Annotated in this window: 21 protein-coding genes; 12 read left to right on the top strand and 9 right to left on the bottom strand. The window is 58.6% G+C overall.

From position 1 onward, the window contains the following. Positions 1-21 precede the first annotated feature (21 nt). Entirely contained in the window at positions 22-915 is an 894-nt protein-coding gene (locus FJU30_RS14265; RefSeq protein ID WP_150435651.1) for a LysR substrate-binding domain-containing protein, read from the bottom strand. A 139-nt stretch (positions 916-1,054) separates the two neighbouring features. Between FJU30_RS14265 and FJU30_RS14270 the strand changes: the two genes are divergently transcribed. After that, positions 1,055-2,428: an MFS transporter gene (locus tag FJU30_RS14270; protein ID WP_150435652.1), complete on the top strand. Its 1,374-nt coding sequence runs from the start codon at positions 1,055-1,057 to the stop codon at positions 2,426-2,428. A 15-nt stretch (positions 2,429-2,443) separates the two neighbouring features. On the opposite strand, the gene FJU30_RS14275 is transcribed toward FJU30_RS14270, so the two are convergent. After that, positions 2,444-3,601, bottom strand: a complete 1,158-nt coding sequence (locus tag FJU30_RS14275) for an alpha/beta fold hydrolase (RefSeq protein ID WP_223881591.1) — start codon at positions 3,599-3,601, stop codon at positions 2,444-2,446. A 106-nt stretch (positions 3,602-3,707) separates the two neighbouring features. On the opposite strand from FJU30_RS14275, the gene FJU30_RS14280 reads away from it, so the two are divergent. Then, positions 3,708-4,583: a LysR family transcriptional regulator gene (locus FJU30_RS14280; protein ID WP_150435653.1), complete on the top strand. Its 876-nt coding sequence runs from the start codon at positions 3,708-3,710 to the stop codon at positions 4,581-4,583. A gap of 59 nt (positions 4,584-4,642) precedes the next feature. Next, positions 4,643-4,990, top strand: a complete 348-nt coding sequence (locus FJU30_RS14285; RefSeq protein WP_317984047.1) for a VOC family protein — start codon at positions 4,643-4,645, stop codon at positions 4,988-4,990. Between the two features lie 105 nt (positions 4,991-5,095). Here the strand turns inward: FJU30_RS14285 and FJU30_RS14290 are convergent, their stop codons facing one another. Genes FJU30_RS14290 through FJU30_RS14310 form a run of 5 tightly spaced genes read right to left on the bottom strand, consistent with a single transcriptional unit; the run spans position 5,096 to position 11,588 of the window. After that, positions 5,096-5,887 (bottom strand): energy transducer TonB, encoded by a 792-nt coding sequence (locus tag FJU30_RS14290; RefSeq protein ID WP_150435654.1) that lies wholly within the window; start codon positions 5,885-5,887, stop codon positions 5,096-5,098. After that, positions 5,884-6,333 (bottom strand): protein TolR, encoded by a 450-nt coding sequence (gene tolR / locus FJU30_RS14295; protein WP_150435655.1) that lies wholly within the window; start codon positions 6,331-6,333, stop codon positions 5,884-5,886. Before tolR ends, FJU30_RS14290 begins: the two co-directional genes overlap by 4 nt. 12 nt (positions 6,334-6,345) lie before the next feature. Next, complete coding sequence (tolQ, locus tag FJU30_RS14300; protein ID WP_150435656.1) at positions 6,346-7,065, bottom strand: protein TolQ; 720 nt, start codon at positions 7,063-7,065, stop codon at positions 6,346-6,348. 56 nt (positions 7,066-7,121) lie between these two features. Then, complete coding sequence (locus FJU30_RS14305) at positions 7,122-9,062, bottom strand: phytase (RefSeq protein WP_150435657.1); 1,941 nt, start codon at positions 9,060-9,062, stop codon at positions 7,122-7,124. Between the two features lie 12 nt (positions 9,063-9,074). After that, a complete protein-coding gene (locus FJU30_RS14310; protein WP_150435658.1) occupies positions 9,075-11,588 on the bottom strand; it encodes a TonB-dependent receptor in 2,514 nt (837 codons plus the stop codon). 358 nt (positions 11,589-11,946) lie between these two features. On the opposite strand from FJU30_RS14310, the gene FJU30_RS14315 reads away from it, so the two are divergent. Further along, positions 11,947-12,873: a GGDEF domain-containing protein gene (locus FJU30_RS14315; RefSeq protein ID WP_150435659.1), complete on the top strand. Its 927-nt coding sequence runs from the start codon at positions 11,947-11,949 to the stop codon at positions 12,871-12,873. Next, the gene (locus tag FJU30_RS14320) at positions 12,870-13,907 is read left to right on the top strand and encodes an AraC family transcriptional regulator (RefSeq protein ID WP_150435660.1); all 1,038 of its coding nucleotides are present in this window, start codon (positions 12,870-12,872) and stop codon (positions 13,905-13,907) included. Before FJU30_RS14315 ends, FJU30_RS14320 begins: the two co-directional genes overlap by 4 nt. Positions 13,908-14,287: 380 nt before the next feature. Here the strand turns inward: FJU30_RS14320 and FJU30_RS14325 are convergent, their stop codons facing one another. Next, on the bottom strand, positions 14,288-15,001 hold the full coding sequence (locus FJU30_RS14325) for a hypothetical protein (RefSeq protein WP_150435661.1): 714 nt from the start codon (positions 14,999-15,001) through the stop codon (positions 14,288-14,290). A 327-nt stretch (positions 15,002-15,328) separates the two neighbouring features. Here FJU30_RS14325 and FJU30_RS14330 point away from each other — a divergent pair, with 327 nt between their 5' ends. From FJU30_RS14330 to FJU30_RS14365, 7 genes are all read left to right on the top strand, one after another. After that, positions 15,329-15,736 (top strand): ExbD/TolR family protein, encoded by a 408-nt coding sequence (locus FJU30_RS14330; protein ID WP_150435662.1) that lies wholly within the window; start codon positions 15,329-15,331, stop codon positions 15,734-15,736. 1 nt (position 15,737) lies between these two features. After that, positions 15,738-16,463: an energy transducer TonB gene (locus FJU30_RS14335; RefSeq protein ID WP_150435663.1), complete on the top strand. Its 726-nt coding sequence runs from the start codon at positions 15,738-15,740 to the stop codon at positions 16,461-16,463. A gap of 255 nt (positions 16,464-16,718) precedes the next feature. Further along, entirely contained in the window at positions 16,719-17,375 is a 657-nt protein-coding gene (locus FJU30_RS14340) for a MotA/TolQ/ExbB proton channel family protein (protein ID WP_150435664.1), read from the top strand. Further along, positions 17,368-18,642: a phospholipase D-like domain-containing protein gene (locus FJU30_RS14345; RefSeq protein ID WP_150435665.1), complete on the top strand. Its 1,275-nt coding sequence runs from the start codon at positions 17,368-17,370 to the stop codon at positions 18,640-18,642. The genes FJU30_RS14340 and FJU30_RS14345 overlap by 8 nt, the downstream gene beginning before the upstream one ends. A gap of 448 nt (positions 18,643-19,090) precedes the next feature. Continuing rightward, positions 19,091-20,761 carry a methyl-accepting chemotaxis protein gene (locus FJU30_RS14350; RefSeq protein ID WP_150435666.1) on the top strand — a complete coding sequence of 557 codons (1,671 nt, stop codon included), beginning with the start codon at positions 19,091-19,093 and terminating at the stop codon, positions 20,759-20,761. Positions 20,762-20,845: 84 nt separating this feature from the next. Next, positions 20,846-21,127, top strand: a complete 282-nt coding sequence (locus tag FJU30_RS14355) for a hypothetical protein (RefSeq protein ID WP_150435667.1) — start codon at positions 20,846-20,848, stop codon at positions 21,125-21,127. Between the two features lie 777 nt (positions 21,128-21,904). Then, positions 21,905-22,605, top strand: a protein-coding gene (locus FJU30_RS14365) for an IS1 family transposase (protein ID WP_223881592.1) whose coding sequence is annotated in 2 segments (ribosomal slippage) — positions 21,905-22,157 and positions 22,157-22,605 — 702 coding nt in all. Because the reading frame shifts where the segments join, the coding sequence is not laid out codon by codon here. Positions 22,606-22,987: 382 nt separating this feature from the next. Here FJU30_RS14365 and FJU30_RS14370 read toward each other — a convergent pair. Then, positions 22,988-25,228, bottom strand: coding sequence for a TonB-dependent receptor family protein (locus FJU30_RS14370; protein WP_150435668.1), 2,241 nt, complete (start codon positions 25,226-25,228; stop codon positions 22,988-22,990). Positions 25,229-25,315: the final 87 nt, after the last annotated feature.

A 25,315-nucleotide genomic window follows, 5' to 3' on the forward strand; every position in this document is an offset into this window, starting at 1 on the left:
TTCCGGCGTCGCAGGCGCGCTTTATTGCATTTCCCGCATATTGTCCTGCAGCCAGTTTTTCAGGCTGACGATATCCTGGCGCTCGACGTTTTCGGCCAGCGTCACCAAATAATAATTGGCGCCGGGAAGGGCGAGATCAAAGGGCGCGCACAGCACCCCTTGCCGAATGAAATCGTGCGCCAGCAGGCTGCTGACGATGGCGACGCCCTGACCGGCGACCACCGCCTGAATAGCGTGGGTTTCATCGGTAAAATGTAAACCGGCCCCGCAATTCAGCGTCTCCGGCCCGATGCGGCGGCGCCAGTTTTCCCAGTCGGGCGTGCTGGCGGGCACGTGGCGATTATCGACGTGCAGCAGCGTGACCGATGATAGGTCGCTGAGCCTTTTGATGGCTAAACGCGGGCTGGCGATCAGCACAAAACGGTCCTGATACAGTAGCGTCGAGGCCAGCCTGTCCTCCGCCGTCTCGCGATAGCGGATCGCCGCATCCACCGTTTTTTTCGTTAAATCAACCCGTTCCACGCTGGCGTGTAAGCGCAAATCGCTTTCCGGCAGCGCGATCTTCAGCCCGGCCAGACGCGGCACCAGCCAGTGGGTAATAAAGTTCGAGGTGGTGGTGATGGTTAACGCCGACGGCGCGTTATCGGCATGAATCCTTTCCACGGTGTCACGCAACTGGCTGAACACGCGTTCCGTAGTGTGGAAAAGCAGTTCGCCGCTGGCCGTCAACGCCACGCCTCTGGCGCTGCGTTCAAAAACCTTTGTTTCCAGTTGCTCTTCCAGCAGACGTATTTGATGACTGACCGCGGTGGCGGTAACGCCTATCTCATCGGCGGCCCGTTTGAAACTGTGATGACGCGCCACGGCATTGAAAACCCTGAGCGTGCCCAGCGGCGGCAGACGTCTTTTTCTCATGCTGAATTTAACTCATCTGTGGCTGAAATAAATGACTTTGAATCGGCCCTGCTACGGGATTTAAGCTGATTAGACACCGCCTCAATAATGAAATCAATTCATGATTGAGGGTTTGATTTTTACTGAAGGATAGAGGGCTATGGCCGAGGGTATTGCTGAAGGGCGCGGGGGGCGGGCGCGTTTGTCGATCACGCTGCTGGTGCTGTCGCTGGCGCAGTTTGTTATCGCTCTGGACTATTCGATTATCTATGTCGCCCTGCCGGAGATCGCCGGCGCTCTGCAACTGGCCGACGCGCATGCGCAATGGATCGTGTCTGCCTATGGCGTGATATTCGCGGGTTTTTTGCTGGCTGGCGGTCGGCTGTGCGATGCGGTCGGCGCTAAAAATATGTTTATTATTGCCATGGCGTTGTTCAGCCTGGCCTCGCTGCTGGGCGGCGTCACCACCTCCGCCCATGCGCTGATCGTCGCGCGCGGCGTTCAGGGGCTGGGGGCGGCGTTGCTGCAGCCCGCCATCATTGCGTTGATTTCCCACCATTTCCGGCCGGGTCGCGCCAGAGCCCGGGCGTTAACGGTGTGGAGCGCGGTGGGCGCCGCCGGATTAGTGGCCGGCGTGGTGCTGGGCGGTCTGTTCGCCCAGTTTAGCTGGCGGCTGGTGTTTTTAGTCAATGTGCCGCCAGGTCTGGCCTGTATCTGGTCCGCCCGCCGTTATTTTCTGGTCGTTGTCCGCCCGACGACGCGCCAGAGCCTGCCGCTGATGGCCGCCGTACTGGCGACCCTGAGCGTGTTGAGCATCGTATTGGCGATGACGTCGCTGGCCGGCCATGGGCTTAACCATATCGATACCCATCGCTGGTTCGGCGCGAGCGCGGTCTTCATCTTACTGTTCTGGCTGGGCGAAAAATACGGCGGACGACCGCTGGTGGCGCATGGATTAAGGCGGCTGGCCTCGCTGCGGCGCGGCAGTATCGCCAGCGCCCTCTACATGGCGAGCGTGGGAAGCGAACTGTTTCTGCTCACCGTATTGATGCAGAACCATTACGGCTATAGCGCATTGCTCACCGGGCTGGTCTTCATCCCGTTGACGCTGATGATTATCGTCGGCAATGCCATCGCCGGGAGGTTGTTTAGCGCATTTGCGGCCGTACGGGTGCTGCGCTGGGGCTTTCTGGCCGGCGGCGTGGGGTTGCTGCTGATTCTCTATTCGCTTGAGGCGCGGATCGTCTGGCCTGGATTTATCGGCGGGTTGCTGTTGAGCGGCGTGGGGCATGGGATGATCTATACCGCTAAATTCGTCGTCGGTATGCATGAGGTGCCGGATGAGCAGCAGGGCGTAGCCAGCGGGCTGATGATCACCGCGCAATACGCCAGCGGCGCGGTTGCTGTTGCCCTGATCGTGGTGATTCTCAACGCCTGGTCAGGCATGGCCGGCTTTCACTACGCCTTTGCCGCCCTGACCGGGTTTGCTTTACTGGGCGCGCTGTTAACCGAAGATATCAGCGCGACCGTTTAGTTTGCGGCGCGTTAGTCACGGACGCGCCTGCTCGTTATCCCGCCGCGGCGGCAGCCCGTCGGACGCCAGAAACCGGCTGACGGCCGTCAGAAACTGATTTCTGCCGGCTTCGTCGCGGTCAAGATGGACGAAATGAGTGGCCTGCGGAATGGTCAGCAACCGCGCGTCCGGCGCTTCCCGCGCCAGCGCGCCGGCATCTTCCGGCCGGCTCCAGAAGTCCCCCGCCGAGCGAATAATCAGCACCGGCATGCTGAGCCGCGCCGCCTGCCACTGTTTCTTACCGATCGCCAGCTCAAAGCTGTCGGCCATGGCGCCGGAGGGCGCGCGGAAGCCGGGCGGATTTCTGCGGTAAGCGGTATCGTCCGACGCCAGCGCGGCATCGGCATAGGCCTGCGCGACCCGGTCATTGCGCCAGCGCGTCTTGTCGGCCGACGGAATGCTGTCGTCCCAGGCGGGGAACAGACTGGCTCGGCTGTTGATGCGGTAGCCGCCGAAACGGGCGGCGTTAAAGACGCCGGGGTTGCCGGGCGTGTCGAGCGGCGATCCCCGTCCGAGCGTGTCGTGCCGGTCGGCGGCGCCGTAGAGCGTATTGTAGAGCACCAGTCGCCCGACATGGCGCGGGTATTGCGCGGCATAAGCGCCGGCCCAGTGTCCGCCGGTCGCCCAGCCGACGAGGCTGACCTTATCGCTCCGGCTCCACTGCATGATGGCGCGCATCGCCGCGCCGATGTCGGCGACCGCATCTGCGGTGCGCATCAGCGGCGCGCTGCGTTCCGGCGGCGCGTTCATCGCGGCCGGGCGGCTGGAAAAACCGTAGCCGCGCAAATCCATGATATAAACGCGGTGGCCGGCCGCCGCCAGATCGCCGGCGAGCGAACCGCCCGGCACCGGCAGGTCGAAAGAGGCGATGCCCGGCACGCGCGCGCCGTGCAGCAACAGCACCGGCGTAAAGTGGCCGGCCGGCGACGACGCCAGGCTGACCTCTCTGACGAACAGCGATGCGCCCTGCGTTAAAGCAATATATCGATCTTTTCTGACCAGCGCGCGCTCTGCCGGATCGGCCGCCGACGCGATCTTGTTCCCCTCGTCCGCCAACGTCAGCGGGGCGGCGGCCAGCAGCAGGCTGGTCAGCATTCTGGCGCAGCGGTTAGCGTAAGAAAGCGAATCGCTCATCGTCCTGGTTCCTGGGTGAGATGAAATAAGGCTTATCATCGAGACGTCACGGTGATATGTCTAATACTATCCATCTTGCTCTACAATACATTAAAGGTATCAAACTATGCTAAGCCTGCGTCAGCTGCGGCAATTTCTGGCGGTGGCGGAAACCATGAACTACCGTCGCGCAGCCGAACGGTTGAATATGGCTCAGCCGCCGCTGACCGCCGCAATCCGCAATATGGAGGAAACGCTGGGCGTGCGCCTGTTCGAGCGCACCAACCGTATTACCGGTTTAACCGCCGCCGGAACGGTGCTGCAGGAAGAGGCGCGGCGCACGCTGGAGCAGATGGCGCGCGCTGAAGCGCTGACGCGGCGCGCGGGCCAGGGATTGACCGGCTCGCTGCGCATCGGTTTTGTCGCCAGCGCGGTGCGGCATCGGCTGCCCGCCAGAATTGCCCGTTTCAGCAGGGACCATCCGGACGTCGCTCTGGAACTGCACGAAGCGACCACCGCGCGTCAGGTTAACGCCTTGCTGGAGGATCGGCTGGATGTCGCCATCGTCGCCTTGCCGCTGCCGGAATATGCCGGGGCGCGGCTGGCGGTGCAGTCGCTGCTCTCCAGCCGGTTGGTGGCGGCGCTGCCGCAGGATCACCCGTTGGCCGCGCAAAGCGAGCTGACGCTCGGCGCGCTGGCCCAGGAGCCCTGGATCATGTTTCCGGCCAGCGAAGGACCGGGTCTGTATCGCGCCATCCTTTCCGCCTGCGAACGCGCGGGATTTACGCCGCGTGTCGCTCAGCGCGCGCTGCAGATGGAAACCATCATCGGGCTGACGGCGGCGGGATTGGGCGTGTCGCTGGTGCCTGAATTTTTGCGGCGCAGCGGCTGGGATAATGTCGCTTTCCGTCCGCTGGCGGGCGAACCGGTGCTGTATGAGGTCGCCTTCGCGTGGCGTAAACAGGACAACGCGCCGGGACTGGCCGAGTTTGTCGGCTATTGATTCAATCCGTCATAAACCGGGCGTGTCCTGGCGGAGCGCGACGATAACGAGGAGGGGCATTGGCTGGATCATTTCTGCATTCCGGTTACGGATCTTGTCCGCGCCGGCCATTTTATCAACGTACGCTGCAAACGCTGGGTTACCGGCAGATAAAAGCGCTGGCGTCGACCGTCAGCGTTGGCGTTGTCGCGGACTATGGCGCCTCGATCGATCCAGGTGGAGACTTCTGGATTTTTCAGGGCGATGTCGCCGGACTGCCGCGCGCGCATTTCGCCTTCAGCGCCGAATCGCGCGCGCAGGTCGAGGCGTTTTATGCGGCGGCACGGATAACGGGCCGCCGGCCGGCGTATTCACTATCATCCCCACTATTACTACGCCGCGTTTGTTCTCGATCCCGACGGCTATAATATTGAAGCGGCTTTTCATCGTGCCCGGCCGGTCTGACGGTTTCCCGCCGGCGGCGTCTGCACCTGCGGACCGCTCCGCCGCCAGCGCAGGGCGATCCGTCGGATTCACTGGATCCGGTAGTGAAAGGTATTTTTGACCTGCGGTACATCGACAGGCTGGCCGTTGATGATGCGCGGCTGGTAGCGGAAGGTTCTGGCCGCGCTGAGGGACGGGCGCACAAACAGCGGGTTACAGTCGCTTTCCGCCTGCGGATTTTCCACCTCGCCGCGTCGGTTTACCCGGTAAACCACGGTGCAATCGCCCTCAATCTTGCGGCTTAACGCTTTCTCCGGGTAGTCCGGCGTCTGTTTGCTGATCGGTTGGTACTGACGTCCCGTCATTTCCGCCGCCTGACGCGCGTTTTGCGCCGCGCGTTCGGCGGCCTGGTGCTGCAGCGCCGCCTGACGGCGTTGCTCATCGGCCGCTCTCTGCTGCGCCAGATCCTGCTGTTGCTGGCGCTGTTTTTCCTGTTGCCTTCGCCGGGTTTGTTCTTCCTTGCGCTCTCGCGCCTGCTGCTGGCGCGCCAGTTGCGCCTTGTCCGGCCTGGGCGGCGTGACGGCCGGCGGCTCGCTTGTCGTGGGGGGCGGCGTCTGAAGCGGAGCGGGCTCCGGCGCTGCCTCTGGCGCCGGTTCCGCTGTCGGCGCAGGCGCGACTATCGGCTGGGCGGCGGGCAGAGTGATCAGCGTGGTGTTTAGGTGGCGAACGACGGGCGCCGGCGGCGCGTTGATCTGCCAGTGCTGCAGCAGCAGGGTCGCCAGCAGCAGGTGAGCCGCCAGCGCCGTCGCGGCGGCGGCGATGCGTCGGGGCCAGACGCTGGGGACGTTCATGACGTCGCCGGCATAGTCACAGGTGCTCATTGCGGCGCCTCGGTAATCAAGCCGATATTTTCGACGCCGCTTTTTTGCAGCGCGGCCATGCAGGCGACCACGCTGCCGTAGTTGGCGGCCTGGTCGGCGCGGATATAGACCTGGGTGTCGCCTTTGGCGGCGATGATGGCCGCTACCCGCGCGCTCATCTCGTCCAGCGTGACGGCCAGCGTTGAGTCGTCGCGCTGCTCAGTCTGGACGTCGCTGGCTAAATTCCAGTAATAGGTGGCGTCGGCTTTGACCGACAGGGTAAGAATTTGCCGGTTGCCGTCGGCGGGCAGCGCCTCGCTGGCCACTTTGGGCAGTTCCAGTTTTACGCCCTGCAGCAGCATCGGCGCGGTAACCATAAAGATCACCAGCAGCACCAGCATGACGTCGATATAAGGGACGACGTTCATTTCGGCCTTTGGGCTATGGCGTAACGGTTGTCTGCGCATAAACGACTCCTGTCAGGCGGCCTGGGAACGGGAAACGGTCGCGTGAGCCGCGATCTGCAACTGGCGGTGCAAATAGCCCTGCAGCTCAGTGGCGAAACTGTAATAGCGGTTCACCAGCGTTTGCGTCCGGGCGGTAAAACGGTTGTAGAAGATGACCGCCGGGATGGCGGCGAACAGCCCGATAGCGGTGGCGATCAGCGCTTCCGCGATGCCCGGCGCCACCGTGTTCAGCGTCGCCTGCTGAACGTGCGCCAGACCGATAAACGCATTCATAATGCCCCACACGGTGCCGAACAGACCGATATAGGGGCTGACCGAGCCAATGGTGGCCAGCATGGCCAGACCGCGGGTCAGGCGCTCTTCCTGTTCGGCGATGGCGACCTGCAGGCTGTGCTCGACGCCGGACGTCACGGCGTCGGGCGAGACGCCTTTCACCTGGCTCAGTTGTTGATACTCATGCCAGGCGGCGGCAAAAATGTGTCTGGCGCCGGCGTCTCTGGCCATATCGTTCTGGATGGCGCGCTGCAGCGACGGCAAATCGCCGTCCTGACGAAAACGCTGGCGGAAGGCGACGACATCTTTCTCGCTGCCGCGCAGCACGCGACCGTGCGCCACAATCAGATACCACGAGGTCAGCGAACCCAGCAGCAGGATCGCCATCACACACTGCACCAGCAGACTGGCGTTGCCAATCAGGCTGCTGAGCGTCATTGCATTATCAGGAGTCATCATTTTTTCCTTACGCTTGTCCGCCTGCGCTAAGGCGGCGGGCGGACGGGGGTTAATCATTAGTCGGCCAGCTTCAGCGCTGCGGCGATCGCCGACCAGGGGAGATATTTGTAGTTCTGCGTTTGTTCCGGCATGCGGTTGCGGCCGTCCTGCACGACCAGCATGCCCTGACGCCACGGACCGCCCAGATTGGCGGATGTGACATCCAGACCGTCGGTTTCGGAAGCGCCGTCGATACCCGCTTCGGCATTCAGGCCGATGTGGAACGCGCCGCGCAGGGTGTAAGGCGGCAGGGCGTCGAGCACCAGGTAGCGGCTGTTGCCCTGGCTGGAGATCACCAGATAACTGTGCTGGCGTCCCTGATACAGCGCCATGCCTTCGATATCCGCCTGCAGCGCGCCGCCGGTCGCGATCACCTGCTGCAGCCGCGCGGGTTGGTCGGGCCGGGCATCCAGCGCGTGGACGGCGACATCTTCCTCGCCGACGAACAGCCGTTGCTGGCGGTCATCCGCCACGCAGCCTTCCGGCTGGCTCGGCAGGCTGAATTCGCGCACCACCTGGCCGCGCACCGCGCCGCGTTCGCCCTGCAAACGGTACTGCAGGAAACGGCCGCTCTTATCGTTGACGATGGCGTAAATCGCGCCCTGTCGATCCTTAAACATGCAGAGTCCGTAGATCTCAGGCAGCGGCGTGGCGATCTGGCCCAGTTCGGCCACCTCGCCGCTGTGCGGCGCGATGGAGAACAGGTGCAGCGAATTGTTATCCCGGTTGCTGGCGACGGCCAGATCGACGGTTTTACCGTCGATCTGCAGCCCGGCGCGCAGGTCGACGTTGTTCAGACGGCCGACCGGCAGATCCTGCAGTTTGCGGCCCTGCAGATCGTACACCAGCAGGCCGCGTTGTTTGTCGGTGGCCAGAATGCGGCTGGCGGCGCCGTCGACCGGGTTAACCCAAATGGCCGGATCGTCGGCGGCATCGCCCAGGCTGCTCACCGGTTCGGTTTCCAGCTGAGCCGGCAACACCGGCGTCAGCGGCAGCGGCGTGCTGGCCGGCAGCGACCAGTCGATGCCTCCCTGATGCAGACCCCGTTTATCGGCGATGATGATTTCCGCTCCCTGCGTCGTCGCACGCGCCGTCAGCGCCTGCGGTTTTTTCAGGCCCGGCAGCGGCAGCGCGCCATCGGCCTGCCAGCCGTCCGCCGCATAGCGGTAACGATGCAGCCGCAGGGATTTCGGATCGAGCGCCAGCACCGCGTCCGGCAGTACCGCCATGCCCGCCACCTGGCCGTCGATCGAACCAAACGGCTGGCGTATATCGACCGGCCGCCGCCGCAGCGGCGCCTCGGCTTCGGCGTCATAGGCCCACAGGCCGATCGCGTCTTCGTTGACGTACAGCAGAGCCCGACTGTCATCCGTCTGACAGTATTCGCTTTGCGGCGGCATACTCAGGTCGCGTACCTTACGCGGCGTGGCTAACAGCCGGGCGCCCTGCGCCACCAGCCACTGTTGCGCCACGCCCTTGTCGCCGATCAGAAAGAGGAAGCTGTTGTCCGATCGATCGCGGAACAGGCAGCTGCCTTCAACGTTGAACGCGGGCGCGGGCAGGTAGCGCGGGTTTTCCCACTGGCGGCTGGCGCCGTCCAGCCGCACCAGCATCGGTTGCTGGCGCGTCTTATCCAGCGCGCTGACCAGCATCCCGCCGGCGTCGCTGCGCAGATCGAGCGACTGGTAGCGGCCTGGCAGACTGGACAGCGTCGCGCCCTGACTATCCTGCAACAGCAGGCCTTGTTTCCCGCTCAGTATCACTCGATCGGCGCCCGGCCAGAAACGGCTGTCGTTCAGCAACCGCGCCTCGTCGTTATTGGCGCTGCCGGCCAGCGCGCTCAACCGGGGCGCCGGCGCTTCGGCGCCGGCCGCCTGGCAGACGCCGCCGGCGTTCAGTACCATGCCCATCACCAGCAGCGCCAGCGCCGCCGGTCGGTGTGGAAGTCTGCAAAACATGCGCTAATTCCTTTAAAAATTGGTGTAAGTCACGCCCAGCTTGAACGTCGGGCCATATTGTTCGTATTGCGAGTTGAAGCCGCGGCTGCCGGTGTAGGTGTAAAAATGTTCGTTGGTCAGGTTTTGCGCTTCGAACGAGAGCTGCAGTTGTTTGGTCAGGAAGTAGCGCACGCTGAGATCGACAAACACCTGGTCGTCGACGTAGCTGTCGTGCGCCCGATCGTCGACGGCGGCGACTTCGCTCAGATAATCCGATTTATAGTTGGCCGACAGACGCACGCTCACGGCGTCGTTTTCCCAACCGACCATCAGATTGCCCACCGTATCGGACTGATCCGGCAGCGGGATTTTGCGCGACATGCCGTTGCCTTCGATACTGGCGCTGGAGTGGCTCAACGTCAGGTTGGCGCCCGCCAGCAGGCCGTTCCACGGCGACGGCAGCCAGTCGAATTTTTGCGAATAAGCCAATTCCGCGCCGTACAGCCGCGCCTTGCCGCCGTTGGCCCAGGTTTTCGCTTCGCTGAAATCGGCCCATGCGCCGCGGCCCGCCAGATCGGTTTCATAGGCGAAATTGCGAATATCTTTGTAGAACAGATAGCCGGACAGGGTGCCGGCGCGGCCCATGTAGTGTTCAATCCCGAGGTCGAAGTTCTTCGATTTGAGCGGGGCGAGGGCCGGATTGCCGAACTCCGCCTCATCGCCGTCGATCGTGTAACCGGGGGTGAGCTGGCCGAACGCCGGGCGCACCACCGAATTGGTCCATGCCGCGCGGACCTGCGTGTTGTTATCCAGACGGTAGCGGGCGTGCAGGCCCGGCAGCCAGTCATGGTAGCTGGACTGGTGGCTCGAAGCCTGGTATACCCCGTCGCGCAGTCCGGTGCCGTCGGCTTTGAAGCGGGTGCCCTCGTAGCGCAGCCCGGTGATGAAGCGCCAGTTGTCCACGTCCAGCGTGTTCATCAGGTAAGCGGCGTCGATATCTTCGCTCATTCGGTAGTCATTGATCGTCGACTCTTCCTGATCGTAGAAGCCGTCTTTGCCCAGCGCGTTGATCAGGCTATTCACGCTGCCGGTATTGATCGACGGGCCGTCCTGACCAAACGCATAGCCGGCGTTGCCGGAGGATAACTGGCTCAGACTCAACTGCCCGTCGGATAAGCCGTAGTCGCCGAGATCTTTATATTTCCACACGTTCTGGTCATTCTTTTTATCGCGCCGGCTGAGTTTGCCGCCGAATTTGACCTGGTTGTCGGTATCAAGCCAGCTGTAGTCGCGCGCCAGATCGAGACGGATATTTTTCTCGCTGTCGCTGGTTTTCTGCGTCTCCCACTCCATCGAATCGAGCCGATAGTTGCCGGCGCTGGAATAACCGCTGCCGATTTGGCTGGCGGGCTTAACCGTGTCGGAGAAACTGCTGTCCGCGAATGCGTCCAGCCCGGTAAACGTGGCATAGGTGCTGCCCGGCAGCGTTTCGCTGGAGCGGCTATAGGCCATCTGGCCGCTGAGCGTCCACGGACCGAGCAGGCGTTCGCCGCCCAGCACCACGCTCTTGACCTCCTGGGTTTCTTCGCGGCTTTTCAGACCGCGCTCAGCTTCGGCGTCGCCGGTCATGCCCTCGGCCAGCGGCTCGCTGAATTCGACGGCCGACGACTGGCGGTTTTCTTTATCGTTGAACCGGCTGTACAGGGTACGCAGGTAGTAGCTGGAAAGATCGTCCGGCTTATAGTCGAAGTTGAGGCCAAAGCCGGTGCGCTCGCGCTCGATTTCGTAGCGCCGCTGCTCAAAGCCGCTCAGTCGCGCGCCGTCGCTGAAGTCCCAGTCGCCGCCGCTTTCCACGTCGTCGGAAGCGAAGCTGCGCTTCTGCCAGCTCAGCGCCGCCGCCACGCCAAAGTTGTCCTCGCCGCCGCCGATGCTGAAAATATCGCTTACCGCGCCGGAGAATTTCGGGCTGCTCTTGTTGCTGTTGCTGTCGTAGCTGCCTTCCGCGCCCAGGGTATAAAACAGTCCGGCGTGATCGAACGCCGACAGACTGTTGACTTCGACGGTGCCGCCCAGCGAGTTCGCGTCCATGTCCGGCGTCAGCGTCTTGACCACCGACAGCGACTGCACCAGCTCCGACGGCAGCACATCCAGCGCCACCGCCCGGCGATCGCTTTCCGGCGACGGCATGGTGGTGCCGTTGATTTGCACGTTGTTCAGGTCCGGCCCCAGCCCGCGTACGCTGATGTAGCGTCCTTCGCCCTGATCGCGTTCGACGGATACTCCCGGCAGGCGCTGCAATGCTTCCGCCGCGTTGTCATCCGGCAGTTGCGCCACGCCGTCGGCATGGACGACGCTGCGGATAGCGTCGGACGTGCGCTGCTCATTCAGCGCCTGAGTGATGCTGGCCGCCTGGCCGATCACCTCTACGTGTTCGGTGGCCTCTTCTGCCTGCGCCAAAGCCGGTATGGCAAGGCTCCCGATAGCGATCGCCAGGCTGCTGAGCCTGAGTTTCGCTGCTGGCGTTGTGCTGTTTCGCTGTGGTTTCACGCGTTTTCCCCCAGAGTGACGACGGTTTACTGCCGGTTGGCCGGTTTATTGGGGATGGGATGCTAGAAATCGTCGATGTCAGTTAGATGACAGGGTCACGAGAACGGGGCGGATCGGCGCTGAATCGCGACGTCTGGCGGCTATTTTGAGCTTAAATGACTGGTCCGGATCGAGGCCGGCGGACGCAGCGCGGCGTGCGCGAGGCAATAATCTCACCGGCAGGTCGCCGCTGCCGGCGTCAGGCGAAAAAAAATACGCATCGGGCGTGAGCTGAATTGACCCCCTAGGCTGTCATCCTGCCGTCATCTGCGCCTGTATGCTTAGATCACTGGCGTTAATTACCTTAAGAGCTCTGCTGATGTATCACTTCCTCCGACAACACGGCAGCAAACTGCTGCTGCTGGCTTTTCTCGCCAATCTCGGCCTGCTGGCCGAGCTGATTATCGGCGAGGTAAAACCCTGGGCCGCGATCGACTGGATGGACGTGCTGGCGGAGGGCGGTTCGGCGCTGCTGGCCCTGAGCTGGCTGATTATGCTGCTGGTCAGCCGGCCGGCCGGGCGCGTGACCACGCTGCTGGCGCTGGGGCTGGCCTGCATCTTCTTTTCCTGGTGGATGGACTGTCTGGATGAATTTATCCAATTGCCGCACGGCGGCAACGTGGGCAAATGGCTGGAAAATGTCCCGATGCCGATCGGTCTGATGCTGGTCACGCTGGGCATTTACCACTGGCATCAGGAACAACTGGCGATTAGCGCGCAGTTAAATAAGCGCGAGCGGCTGTTTCGCGAGCATCTGCTGTTCGACAAGCTGACGCCGCTGGGCGGCGCCGATTATCTGCGTAAGCAGCTGTCGCTGTCGCTGAAGCAGGCTGCCGCGGAACGGCAGCCTCTGTCGCTGATTGTGGTCGACCTGAATGACTTTGACGCCATTAACCAACGCTTTGGCGCGGCGGAGGGCGACTATGTGCTGCAGGCGCTATGCCAGCTGTTGCTGCTCAATCTGCGCCGGCAGGATCTGCTGTGCCGGCTGGCCGGCGATCGTTTCGTCGCGCTGTTGCCCAACACCGGCGAACATCAGGCGAATATGATGGCGCAGGAGCTGTATGCGGCGATCGCGCATCTGGCGCACCGCACGCAGCGACATGGCGAGCGCGTCAGGCTGCAGGCCAGCGTCGCCGCCGTGATGGCGCTGGACGAGGATCGCGATATGCTGCTGCAGCGCCTGAATCAAACGCTGAGTCAGGTCAAAGCCATGACCTGCTCGCAGAGCGGGGAGGCCGGATGACGGCGAGCGGCGGCTGGTACGAATGCGATGAGCGTTTTATCATCGGCCACCATCAGCCGGGTATTCTGATCGACCTCGCGCTGGCGCGCGATATCGACGGTCACCGCCTGCTGCGCGGCACCGGCGTGTTTCTTGAGGACATCGCTGCGGGCAAAGTGCGTTTTAGCCAGCAGCAATTCGGCCAGCTGATTGACAACAGCATGCGCCAGCTGGACGCCGACGATACCAGTTTTCTGTTCGGCCAGCGCGCCTTGCCCGGTTGCTACGGCGACTTCAGCCATGTACTGCAGCAGGCGGATAATCTGCTGCAGGCGCTGGACGATGTCGTGCGCTTTTGCAGCCTGTTCAGTCCGCTGCTGGCGCCGCGCATGCGGCTGGACGAACGCTATCTTTGCCTTTACTGGCCGCAAAGCGAGGCGGACGCCGGGCGGCAGCGGTTTTTGCTGGAAGCCAGCATGACCTCGATTGTCGCGCTCGGGCGCTGGCTCTGTCCGCAACGACCTTTACCCTGGCGTTTTCTGTTTAACTACCGTCAGCCGCGGCATATCGAGCAGTACTGGGTACACCTGGGCGATGGACTGCACTTCGGGCAGCCGATTAATATGATGCTGCTGCCGGTCGAATATGCCCGTCAGGCGTCGCCCCACGCCAACAGCACGGTGTGCGCCGTCGTCCGGCAGCAGTGCCTGCAACAGCTGGAAACGCAGGGGTTCCGCAGCAGTTTCATCGACTATTTTTACGACTATCTGAGCAGCAACCTGCGCCAGCCGCTTAATCTCGAACGCGTCGCCGCTTCGCTGGGCATGAGCCCCGCCACGCTAAAACGCAAACTGCGCAAACACGATAGCAGCTTCCAGCAACAGTGGGATCGGGTGCGCACGCACACCGCGCTGTTCCTCTATTGGTTTAACGGATTAAGCAATGAAGAGGTCGCGCATTATCTGCATATCAGCGATATCAATAATTTTCGCCGATCTTTCCGCCGCTGGACCGGCATCGCGCCCAGCGTTCTTTCTCCGCTGCCGGCGCACTAAATCGTTTCGCACATTAATGCTTCACTTCTGACCATGCTACAACGCGTGACTGATGAAAAATAAAATAATTAATAAAAACAATAAATGATATTTTATTTCTGACGCTATTGTCACTCAACCGGCAGCGGCAAGTGTCGCGCTATATATGCGAAACTATTTAAGCGATATGCCGCAATGTATTTTCGCCGTCTGGCGCGGAGAAAATACATTAAACCTGTTATTTTTTTGACCTGGCTTCGTGCATTTTTACTGCCGCTTCCCGTCAGGGCGGCGATTTGTCAGCTGTCAGGCGATTACGCGGCACAGCCGAAGGCTGGGGCGACGCGATCGGACGAACGCCCCTGCGTCATGGCGACCGCCGCGCCGCGATGTCGGCTGTTTCATTCTCTGAGCAGAAATTTTTCTTTTATCTCAGGCGAGGGCGTTTCCCCCTGCCGGACATCTTCGACATCCTGAGTTACTTCTTGCCCGTCGCCGCAGCTCGCGCTGAACCATGACGAACCGGCCAGGGTATAAGCATCGGCGCTCAACACGGTGTCGCAGATGTCGCTATCGATGATTTTTTTTACGAAGGCGACTTTTTGCCGATAGTATTCTTCATATTTATCGCCGTAATAGCGTCGGGCGGACGCGTTCTCCGGCTCTCTGGCCAATAGCCCGGTCGCGCTGCGCTGTTGATAGTCGTCTTTGGCGACTTCGCTGAGCGGTTTAACGGTGGAAGGCGGCAGCGTGAACTTAGCGCCCCGGCCGTTAAACGAAACGAAGACATAGGCATTCGGATCGGATTCGGTCAGTGCATAACTGCGGTACACGATACTTTTTTGCCACAGCTGGTCGGCCTGCGCATCGGCGCCGCCTAAATAAATCAGTTTTTCTTCTGGCTTCAGATGAAAGGCGGCGAACGTCAACGCACGTTGATCCATCCTTTTCTGCCGTTGCGCGGCGGTTTCCGACTTTTCTATTAGCGCCGACTCGCACTGCGCGACGAAAAACAGGGCGCCGGCCGCCAGCGCCAGCGGGGTAAAAAGCGCGGTTAGCGAAAAAACGACCGGGACCTTGCGCGACGCGACATGACTTTTTTTACTCTCAATCATTGGATTTCCATTATCAATTCGCAGTGACTGCAGTTAAGCGGCCGGCATGATAGCAGATTCAGGCGCTGATTGACGCCCGGCGCCGGCGGTCGAGTCGGGCGACAGGGCAGGATCGGCTATTCGGATTGTTTATCCCGGGGACGTGCTTTCTCACGGTAATTTCGCTCCGGCGCGCGCTTCGCTTCCCCGTAACGCGGCTATAGAAATTCTTTCATATAACAGTCAAAAAAATAAAACAAAGACTCCTTATATTGGCTGCTTCGTTTTAAGCCGCTATCAGTTTTTAACCTGTTGTATTTAAACTGCCAGGCGTTGAGAGGGGAGCAAATGAGAAACTGGACCGAACCAAAGAAAAATAAAGCGCATATCGAATTGATTCCGATGATTGACGTCATGATGTTTTTACTGGTGTTTTTTGTCCTGATCAGTATGAACGTTATTCCCGCACACGGTCTGAAAACCCAACTGCCCTCGGCCAGTAGCGCCCAGGATCTTAAACCGCAGAAGAAAGCCATCGTTACGCTCAGCGAGCCGGATCAGCTGCAGCTGGACGGGCAGCCCGTGCTTCTGAGCGATCTGGTCAACATGCTCAAACAGCAGCAAACCGATACTCAGGCCACTACGATCATCGTCAATAGCGATAAAGGCGTTTCTGTTGAGCGTTTGGTCGCGGTGATGGACAGCCTGCGTCAGGGCGGATTTTATTCCGTTTCTATCGCCACCCGGAAGCAATGATATGTATCTGTTTTATCGCGCTCGCCATGTCATTAGCTGGTTACCTCTGCCGATTATTGCCGTTTGCCTCGTGTTGCACAGCCAGCAGGCGACTATCAAGGTCAGCCCCCATTACGACGATACGGTTATGACGCTGGCCCTGGCGGAGCCGGAACCTGTCGTCCCGCCGGAACCCGAGCCTGAACCCGAACCCGAACCGGAGCCGGAGCCGGAACCCGAACCTCAGCCAGAACCGGTGCCGGTAGTGCCGGAACCGGCGGCGGTGGTGGCCCCGGCGCCCAAGCCTCGCCCCAAACCGGCGCCGAAGCCGCGCCCCAAACCGACCGTCAGCGCGCCTAAAACCGCCGCGACGCAGGCGCCGAGCGAAACTCGCCGCCCGGAACCGGCCAGACCGCCGGTGGCGGCTCCCCGCGTCAATACCCAGGCGATAGAAAACGGCTATATCCAGGCGCTGAGAGTACAGCTCGACAGGACCAAGCGTTACCCGACCGGGCGTCAGGCTTCGCTGGAGCGGCCGGAGGGCAGCGTGGAGGTGTGGCTGGAGGTCGATCGCTCTGGACGCGTGATCAATTCCGGCGTTAGCGGCAAGGCGCGCAGCATGCTGCTTAACCGCGCCGCCGCCAGCAGTCTGCAAAGTATTACCCAGGTTAAGCCGTTTCCTGTCGATGCGTTCGCCGGGCAAAGCACGAAACGATTTTCAGCCACCTTCAATTACCAGCCGCAGTAATTGACGCGCGCTGAATAGCGGAGAAGCCACAACGGGATCGAGACAGCATTAATCAGGGGGCGTGCCGCGTCGCACCGTCTCTCTGTTAGCGCGCCGGGGGCGTTAAGCGCCGCTGGCGGCGATATTGTTAACTTCCGCGCGACGCTCTGCCTGAACCGCAGGTTCGGCCGGGACGCGATACACAACATGTCATAACGACAATATACGGTATATAACGCCGTCCCGTCGGGGGCGGAAACTGAAGGGGATTTTTTTATGAACGCCAACTTACTGCACGAAATTATTTTTTATGTCATGTACGCTTCGCTGGTGGCGGCACTGGCGATCATCATCGAACGCGGGTTATATTTCGTTTACACGCGGCGTCAGGCCCGGCTGCTGGAGAAAGCGTTGACGGCGGATATTAAACGCGTGCAGGATTTGCCCGACAACCTGGTTCGACGCAATAGTCTGCCGCTGACGGTCATCGCGCCGGTGCTGGAGATGCACCATCAGACGAGCAATCGCGATGCGATCAACGACCAGATCGACGCGCAGTTCCTGCGCAGTAAACCCTATCTGGCGCGCGGTTTGTGGCTGCTGGAAACCATCGTGACCGCCGCGCCGCTGCTGGGGCTGCTGGGCACCATCATGGGGATTATCGAAACCTTTAAGGCGCTGTCCGCCGCCGGCATCTCCGATCCGGCTCAGGTTTCTGCCGGTATGGGCACCGCGTTGTACGCTACCGCTTTGGGTATCGCTATCGCGCTGGTGTGTCTGCTGGGCAATAATTTCCTGCAGAGCCGCATGGAACACATTAACGAAATGCTGAAGGTGTTGTTGATCCGCGCCGGTATGTCCAGCACGCGCGGCCACAAGACGTCTGCGCCGGCGGAAGTCAACATCAAAGCAGCGGTAAACGATTATGCCTGAGCAACGCGGCGGGCGATTCCCGGGGCGCTGGAATAACTGGAAAACAATGGTTGCCGGAGGGTTACTGATTTTTAGCCACACGGTCTGGGCCAGCTTCACGATTCCTGGCTATGAGCTGATTTATAACGCCCCGACGGAGACCGCGCTCAATGCGGATGACTTGCGTCAGCCGGACGAGGTTTGGGTGCAGATGTTCGACGGTGCGCAACATTCGATCGCGCTGGGGCAGTTCTATGTCGCCAACCAGGCGGGGTCGAAGCTTGACCGCGTGCTGCAGCATTTGCGCAAGGCGGGCGAACGCGGAGTGAAGATCCGCATGTTGATGGAAGAGAAGGGCGTGCGCATCTCTACGCCGGAAACCCTGGCGCAGCTGCGGGCCATTCCTAATCTTGAACTGCGTATCCTGCCTTACCATCGGCTGAGCGGCGGTATTCTGCACGCTAAGTATATTCTGGTCGACGGCAAACAGGGCTATATGGGCAGCCAGAATCTGGACTGGCGCGCGCTGGAACATATCCATGAAACCGGGCTGCTGATCGGCGATCCGCGCGTGGTCGGGCAGATGCAGGCGATTTTTGAGCAGGACTGGCGGGCGCAGCAGGCGCTGCAGCGCAATGAGCTCGTCGCGCCGCTGCCGGCCGACGAGACAGTGAACGCCGGACAGCAGCGCCCGGCTAATTATCTGGTCGCCAGCCCGAAGGCGTTTAATCCGGCCGGCATCCCCGACTCGCAGGAGGAATTGACTCATCTGCTGGCCGCGGCGCAGCAGCGGATACGGGTTCAGGTGATGGATTATGTGCCTCTTTCCTACGGGCCGGAGCGCTCGCGGCCTTATTACGCCGTGATCGACACCGCCTTGCGCAGCGCGGCGGCCCGCGGGGTGCAAATTGAGCTGATGGTTTCCGACTGGAGCACCAAACGGCCCAATATTAGTTACCTGAAGAGCCTGGCGATGTTGCCCAACGTACAGATCAAGATTGTCACGATACCTGAAGCCAGCGACGGATTTATTCCGTTTGCCCGCGTGATTCACAGTAAAATCATGACCATCGATGAACAAAAAACGTGGGTGGGCACCAGCAACTGGAGCGGCGGTTATCTGGACAATTCGCGCAATCTGGAGGTGATCATGCAAAATAGCGACATGACGGCCCGGGTGGATAAGCTGTATGAGCAGCTATGGAACAGCCGTTACGCCCAACCGTTGCGTATTGACTACGATTATCCGACGCCCGCGCCGGGCGGCGCCAGCGGCGCGCAGGAGTAACCGTATCGCGCCTTTCCTGCTTATTTGCGCGGAGGGCGCAACTGTTCAGGCCGCCATGCGAAAATGGCGCTCCCCTTTGCATGTTTTCCTGTTCCGCAGCGCCGCTCCCGTTTTATTTCACCCTGCGCGTAGTTAATGCGCTCCGGCAGATTATAAACCGCCCTGTATTTATCTTCTTCTCGTTTATTTTCTCGCTATCAATAACCTGCGTTATTAGTAATAACGTTTAAAAAACGTTGTTAAATCAGTAAAGCAGATTCATATATTGATCAAGTTTTTTTGTTACATGACGATAACCTGGATGTAAGAAATGTATCACCATGGACATTTATCGGACGCAAAGACATACCGACATACCGACGGGCCGATATCAGAAGGGAAACGCTAAACAGCGATCCTGTCTTTTAGGATTAATAATCTTATCTTTCTTATCACCAGGATTTATATAATGAATTTCATTCGCAACATTAAAATCAGAACAATGATGATTCTGATTCTTGTTTTGTTCTCTTTACTGTGGGGCGGGGTTTCGACTTTTGCATTGCATTCCCTGAACCAGCTTACCTCCGAACTGGCGTTAACTAACGTACAGCAAAACAACGGCGATATTATCAACGGTGCCAATGGACAATATTACCGCGCGGTCAGCGCGCTTGAACGCGCAGCGCGGGCTAAACAGAGAGATGACGCCGCTACGGCGGAAATGGAACTGAAGATGGTCGATGATGAGTTAAAAAATTTGGCTGCGGGTCTGGCCGAGTTTAAGACCACCGATCACGCCAATATCGATAACACAACCATCGACAACATCTATAACAGCTCGTATCGTCTGTACAATGACGGGATCCTCCCGCTGTATGAGGCGGTGAAGGCTAACCGCATCGAAGACTTTATTCAGAAGTCGGGCGATACCTACCGTCCTCTGCGTCGGGATTTCACCTCGGCGATCAATGAATATAACGGCGTCATCGATAAGCTGAAAAGCGAGGCCCAGGGTCGAATTGACAGTTGGGTTAACTGGTGTAAGAACATACTGATTATGGCGCTGGTGATCGGTCTGATCATTGTGCTGCTGACCGATCGCTACCTGGCCAGCTTTGTGATCAAGCCGCTTGAATTGATTAAACAGCACCTGCAGGTGCTTGCGGTGGGGAATTTGCATGTGCGTATGGTGGATATCAGCCGCAACTGCGTGGGGCAATTGATTCCGTTTATCCAGAAAATGCAGAATAACTGGGTGACGACGGTTTCGGAAATTCGCAGCAGCGCAGAGGAAATTTATCGCAGTTCCGGCGAGATCTCTTCGGGGAATACCGATCTGTCTTCGCGCACCGAGGAACAGGCTTCGGCGCTGGAGCAAACGGCGGCCAGTATGGAACAGCTGAGCGCGGTGGTGAAACAGAACGCGGACAATGCCAACCAGGCCAGCGTGCTGGCGCAGAATGCGTCTAAAATGGCCAATCAGGGCGGCGATATCGTCAGCGACGTGGTCAAAACCATGGGTAAAATCACCAGCAGCTCGCAGAAAATCGCCGATATTATTAATGTGATTAACAGTATCGCCTTCCAGACCAACATTCTGGCGCTGAACGCGGCGGTGGAAGCCGCGCGCGCCGGTGAACAGGGCCGCGGTTTCGCCGTGGTGGCCAGCGAAGTGCGTAACCTGGCGCAGCGCAGCGCGCAGGCGGCGAAAGAAATCGAAGGGTTAATCGACGAATCGGTTAATAATGTCAAAACCGGCTCTTCTCAGGTGGGGCTGGCGGGGGATGCGATGGAAAACATCGTGAAAGCCGTCACCAACGTAACGGATATTATGGGCGAGATCGCTTCGGCCTCCAACGAGCAGAGCAAAGGCATTACTCAGGTCGGTCAGGCTGTGGTGGAAATGGACAGCGTGACGCAGCAGAACGCCGCGCTGGTGGAAGAATCCACGGCGGCGTCGGCCTCTCTGGAAGAGCAGGCGCGTCGTTTAACCGAGGTTGTTTCCGTGTTCCGTCTGAGTGAAACGACGCAAAAGGCGAAGGGCAACGCGCCGGTCAAAGCATCGCATGCGCTGCCGCCGGCGAAGGCGAAAGCAGCGGAAGCCGACAGCGGCAACACGAACTGGGAAACCTTTTAATCACTGCGCGACGCGGGCGGCAACGCCCGTTTAGCGCAGACGATAAAGGCCGGCACGGCACATTAGCAGAAGGATAGCCAGATTATGCGCAACAGATTGTATAACATGCTGCCTGACGTTATTTACAGCGTGCTGGCCTTTATCATTTTAACTCACGTTCAGCCGATCAACCGGCTTTATACCGGGCTGGCGGATAAATCCCAGCACTGGCTGCTTGCCCATGGCCTGCTGCCGGGGGTGAAATATGAATGGAATATCGACCCGGTCAGTTTCTGGCTGGCGGTTATGTTTATTATCGTTATCGATGTCCTGTTGTTTACTCTTGTCAGACTGACGCGGCGTAAGTTAACAATCTATCCCCAATAGTTTCCGCACGCCGTCCCGTGGACAGGTTGTGCGCTCTGCGTTAGCCTGTACGCGAAGTTTATGTCCGCAATCGTAATGACGCTAATCTCTCCCTTAGGCTGTGTCGCGCAATTCACTTTCGCTAACAGAGAGTGAGAAAAATACATTAATTTTGTTCATTTTCTGAACTGATCTCGTGAGTTTTCACAGCCGCTCCCGTAAGCATTGTGCAATTTTTCACCGGAGTGACAATTGCGGGATATCGCCTGGTCTTGCCTTATTAACCGACAGGTTATTTCCCATTGATGCTCGTCATGCCGCTACGCTAAATAGCTTCGCATAATCGCGCTACACCTGCCCTGCAGGTTGAGTGACAACGATATTATGATTAAATCACAATCAACTGTTTTTAATGATTATTTAAATGTTCTTATCATCAGTTACGCGCTGTGACATGGTCAAAAGTGAAGCATCAATGCGCGAAGCTATTTAGCCGATCGCAATTATTCGGCTGACGGTTGCGTATGAACTATGACGCGGTAGTTTCAGGAGTGTGCGAACGAAACCGGTAGTATGATCCGCCGATAGAGTAGCTTCATTGTTTCAACCCGATAGGGTTAGGTGGGGGGATAAGGCCGCAAGGATATCTACATAACCCTTTAGAGTGGTGTGATCCATTTGGCTTGAGTGGGTGTCCAGGCAACGGGACAATATAAAGAACCAATCCCTGGAGGCGATAACCGGTAATGACTTAAAAGCGTTATTTTGATAACGTATTCACTTTTAAGGATACGTTTTATGACAGTCACTATCGAAGTTGCCTGCCGATATTGTCAGCAAACAGAACCCGTCCGTAAGCATGGTACGGGAAAGGCAGGATTTCCCCGATATTACTGTCAACATTGTCGCCGTACTTTCCAGATTAACTACCGCTATAACGCGCATAAGCCCGGCACTAAAGAAAAAATTGTCGATATGGCGATGAATGGCTCTGGGATCAGAGACACAGGGCGAGTGCTGAAAATCAGTATGAACACCGTCATGAGCACATTAAAAAGCTCGCGCCACGACAAGTAACAAGCAAGCCTGTCGTCTATGACGATCTCACCCTGATTTGTGAACTGGATGAGCAATGGTCATTCGTGGGAAATAAAAAACAGCAGTACTGGCTTTGGTATACATTTGATACGAAAAGAAAACAGGTTGTTGCCCATGTATTTGGTCCCCGCACGGATGAGACGTGCCGGAAACTGCCCGATTTGTTGAAGCCTTTGCATATTGGTTTTTTCACCACGGATGGCTGGGGCAGTTACGCACGAGAAATCGGGTCAGAAAAACAGCTGACAGGTAAGATATTCACGCAGCGAATTGAACGACATAATCTTAATTTACGCATTCACATTAAACGTCTGGCGAGGAAAACAACCTGCTTTTCCCGTTCATTTGAACTACACGAAAAAGTCATAGGTGCCTACATTGAAAAATATCATTACAACTAATTTGAGTCATAACCTGATGTTGTAACAAGTAATGATTTGGCGTTGCTTTATTATGGTGAGCGATTTATTGACGTTATATATAACGTTATGATGTGAAAATAGTCTGGATATAAATATAATAATTGATGCGCTTAATTATTATATCGATAGTGATGATTTTTCAGATATTGAAGAATAAATAAAAGCCGGAAGCGATGACAAGATCAGATCTTTCCGGCCATTTTTACCTGCTGGTTAATACAACAATCAGAGATTAACCTTTGTTTCCATAATCAGCCTGACCCGCTTGATGGTGGTAATAACCGGCATGCCGGTGATAAATTCCAGTCCTTCAACCGGTCCGCGCCCTCGTCAGGAGGGCGCGGATATTCAGGCGTGACGATTAAAACGTGGCTTCCAGCGAAACGCTGTAGGTTCGTTCTTCGCCGACGTTGTAATAGGCGGTTCCTGCGGAAACGCCGCCATAGTTCTGCGCGTTGATTGGAATGGTGCGCGCCGAGCTCAGGTACTCTTTGTCAAACAGGTTGTTGACGCCGAAACGCAGCGTCGCGCTTTTGATGATCTTCTTATCTACCGGCAGACGTACGCCTGCCGCCAGATCGACTACCGTGCGTCCGCCGACCTTCTCGTTGTTGGCCATGTCGCCGTAGAAGGAGCTGACGTACTTGCTGCTGACGTTGCCATAGTAGAGGCCGTCATCGTAACCGAGAGACAGGTTGAGCAGGTTCTTCGGCACGTTGGGCAGTTGCTTGCCGCTGGTCGGCATCGCTACGCCTTTATACTCTACATCCTGCTTCTGCTCCGAAGCGGTATAGGTGTAAGAGGTGTAGTAGTTGAAGTTATGCGGCAGATTGCCGCCCCACTCCAGCTGTAGCCCTTTGCTTTCCACGTCGCCGGCGTTGATCATTTCGTACGAGCCGTCCGGCAGAGAACTGGAGATCTGGCGATCGCTGTAGCGCATATAGAACAGTGAGGCGCTCAGCAGCATATCGTCGTTCTGGAAACGATAGCCCAATTCGTGGTTCCAGCTCATTTCCGGCGCCAGGCTAATGGAGTCGCCTTTGTTGTACAGCACGTAGTTTTGCGGCGTGCGCATGTTGCGCGTCAGGTTATAGAACACCTGATTTTCCGGGTTGATCTTATAGTTGACGCTAAAGTTAGGCAGCCATTCGCTGTAGCTGGATTTGCGCTTCTCCGGCGTTTCGGTCAGGCTGCCGTAGTTGGTGCCGTCGCGCTTCACGTTCTGGTAAGCCAAACCGCCCACCACGGTCCAGTCCGGCGAAACAAACCAGGTATCCTGCAGCCATACTTTCTGCGCCGGCGTAATAGTGAAGTAGTTACGACCCTGCACCGTGTTGCCGTTGGCGTCGGTGAACTGATTGGAGGCGCCCGGCTCCGCCCAGACGGTGCTCGGGTTACCGTCAGACTGGATCGTGGTATACGGCTGGGACTGGCGCTGGCGCGCCCGTTCGTACCAGTAGCCCACATCCAGACTGTGCTGGTCGTTGATGTCCCACTTCAGTTTGCTGGTGATGCCCGGGCGCCAGGTCTGGGTCCAGGAGGGGCGGTAGAAGTAGGTTCTGTCGCTGCTGAGGTTGCTGAGATCGTACTGGCCCGCCGTGCTGCTTGATGAGGTCAGGTACGATGCGGAAGCGCCGCCGCCGCCGCCGTTGCCCCAGTAGTAGTAGGGCTGCAGCGTTAACGCCAGGTTGTCGCGCAACTGCAGTTTCTGGGTAAACGACAGGGTCAGGTTTTCGAACGGGTTGCGGGCCAGCTTGTAGTAGCTGCTGATTTGTCCGTTGGTGTAGCGCGGGGTGCTGCTTGAGTCGTAGCGACGTCCGTAGGTATTGAAATCCCGCTTGCTGATCGTGTTGTAGCTGATGTTGTCCTGGCGGTGGTATTTGAGCACCAGGTTGCTGGAGTTGCCGTTATCGTCCTCATAGTTCGAGTTCAGTTCGAACTTGTCGGCATACTGCCGCCCCTCGCCGCGCCATTTTTTCGCCTCGGTGTGCGAGTAGGAGATCCAGTTGCTGAAACCGTTGTACTCGCCGGTATCCAGTCGCGCGAAGGTTTTGCTCAGGTTGTTGCTGCCTAGCGTTTGCTTGAGGAAGCCGCCGAACTCTTTCGCCCCCCGACGGGTCACCAGACCGATATTGCCGCCGCTGGAGCCGATGTGCGGACCATCCGCCTCGGAGGAGCCCTGGGTGACGAAAACTTCTTCGATATTTTCAGGGTCGCCCAGCAGGTTAGGGTAGACGGCATAGTTGCCGGAGTCGTTGACCGGGATACCGTCCATCGACAGACCCACCTGATCGGCACTCATGCCGCGCATAGTGAAGTCCAGACCGCCCAGACCGGTGGAGTCGTTGCTGTTGACGTTGATGCCCGGCGTATATTTTAGCTTGTCGACGGCGTTGGACGTGCCGGACATTTTGTCCATCGCCTCTTTGGTTACGGTGGAACGCGCTTTCGCGCTCTCTTCCTGCACCATCTGGCCGCCGCCCAGCGACTGCCCCTGGACGGTAATTGTGCCAACGTCAGTGCTGTCCGCCGCCTGCGCCGCGCCCGACAGCAGAGCGGACATCACCGCGAGATAAACCCCTGATCGATTGAAATATTTCATCACTGTTTCCCATGTCATATCGGGGCTTTAATAGCCCGGTAATTGAACGTAGCGGTAACTCGTTGTTATTTTTCCGGCGAACGCCCT

The organism is Affinibrenneria salicis (assembly GCF_008710095.1).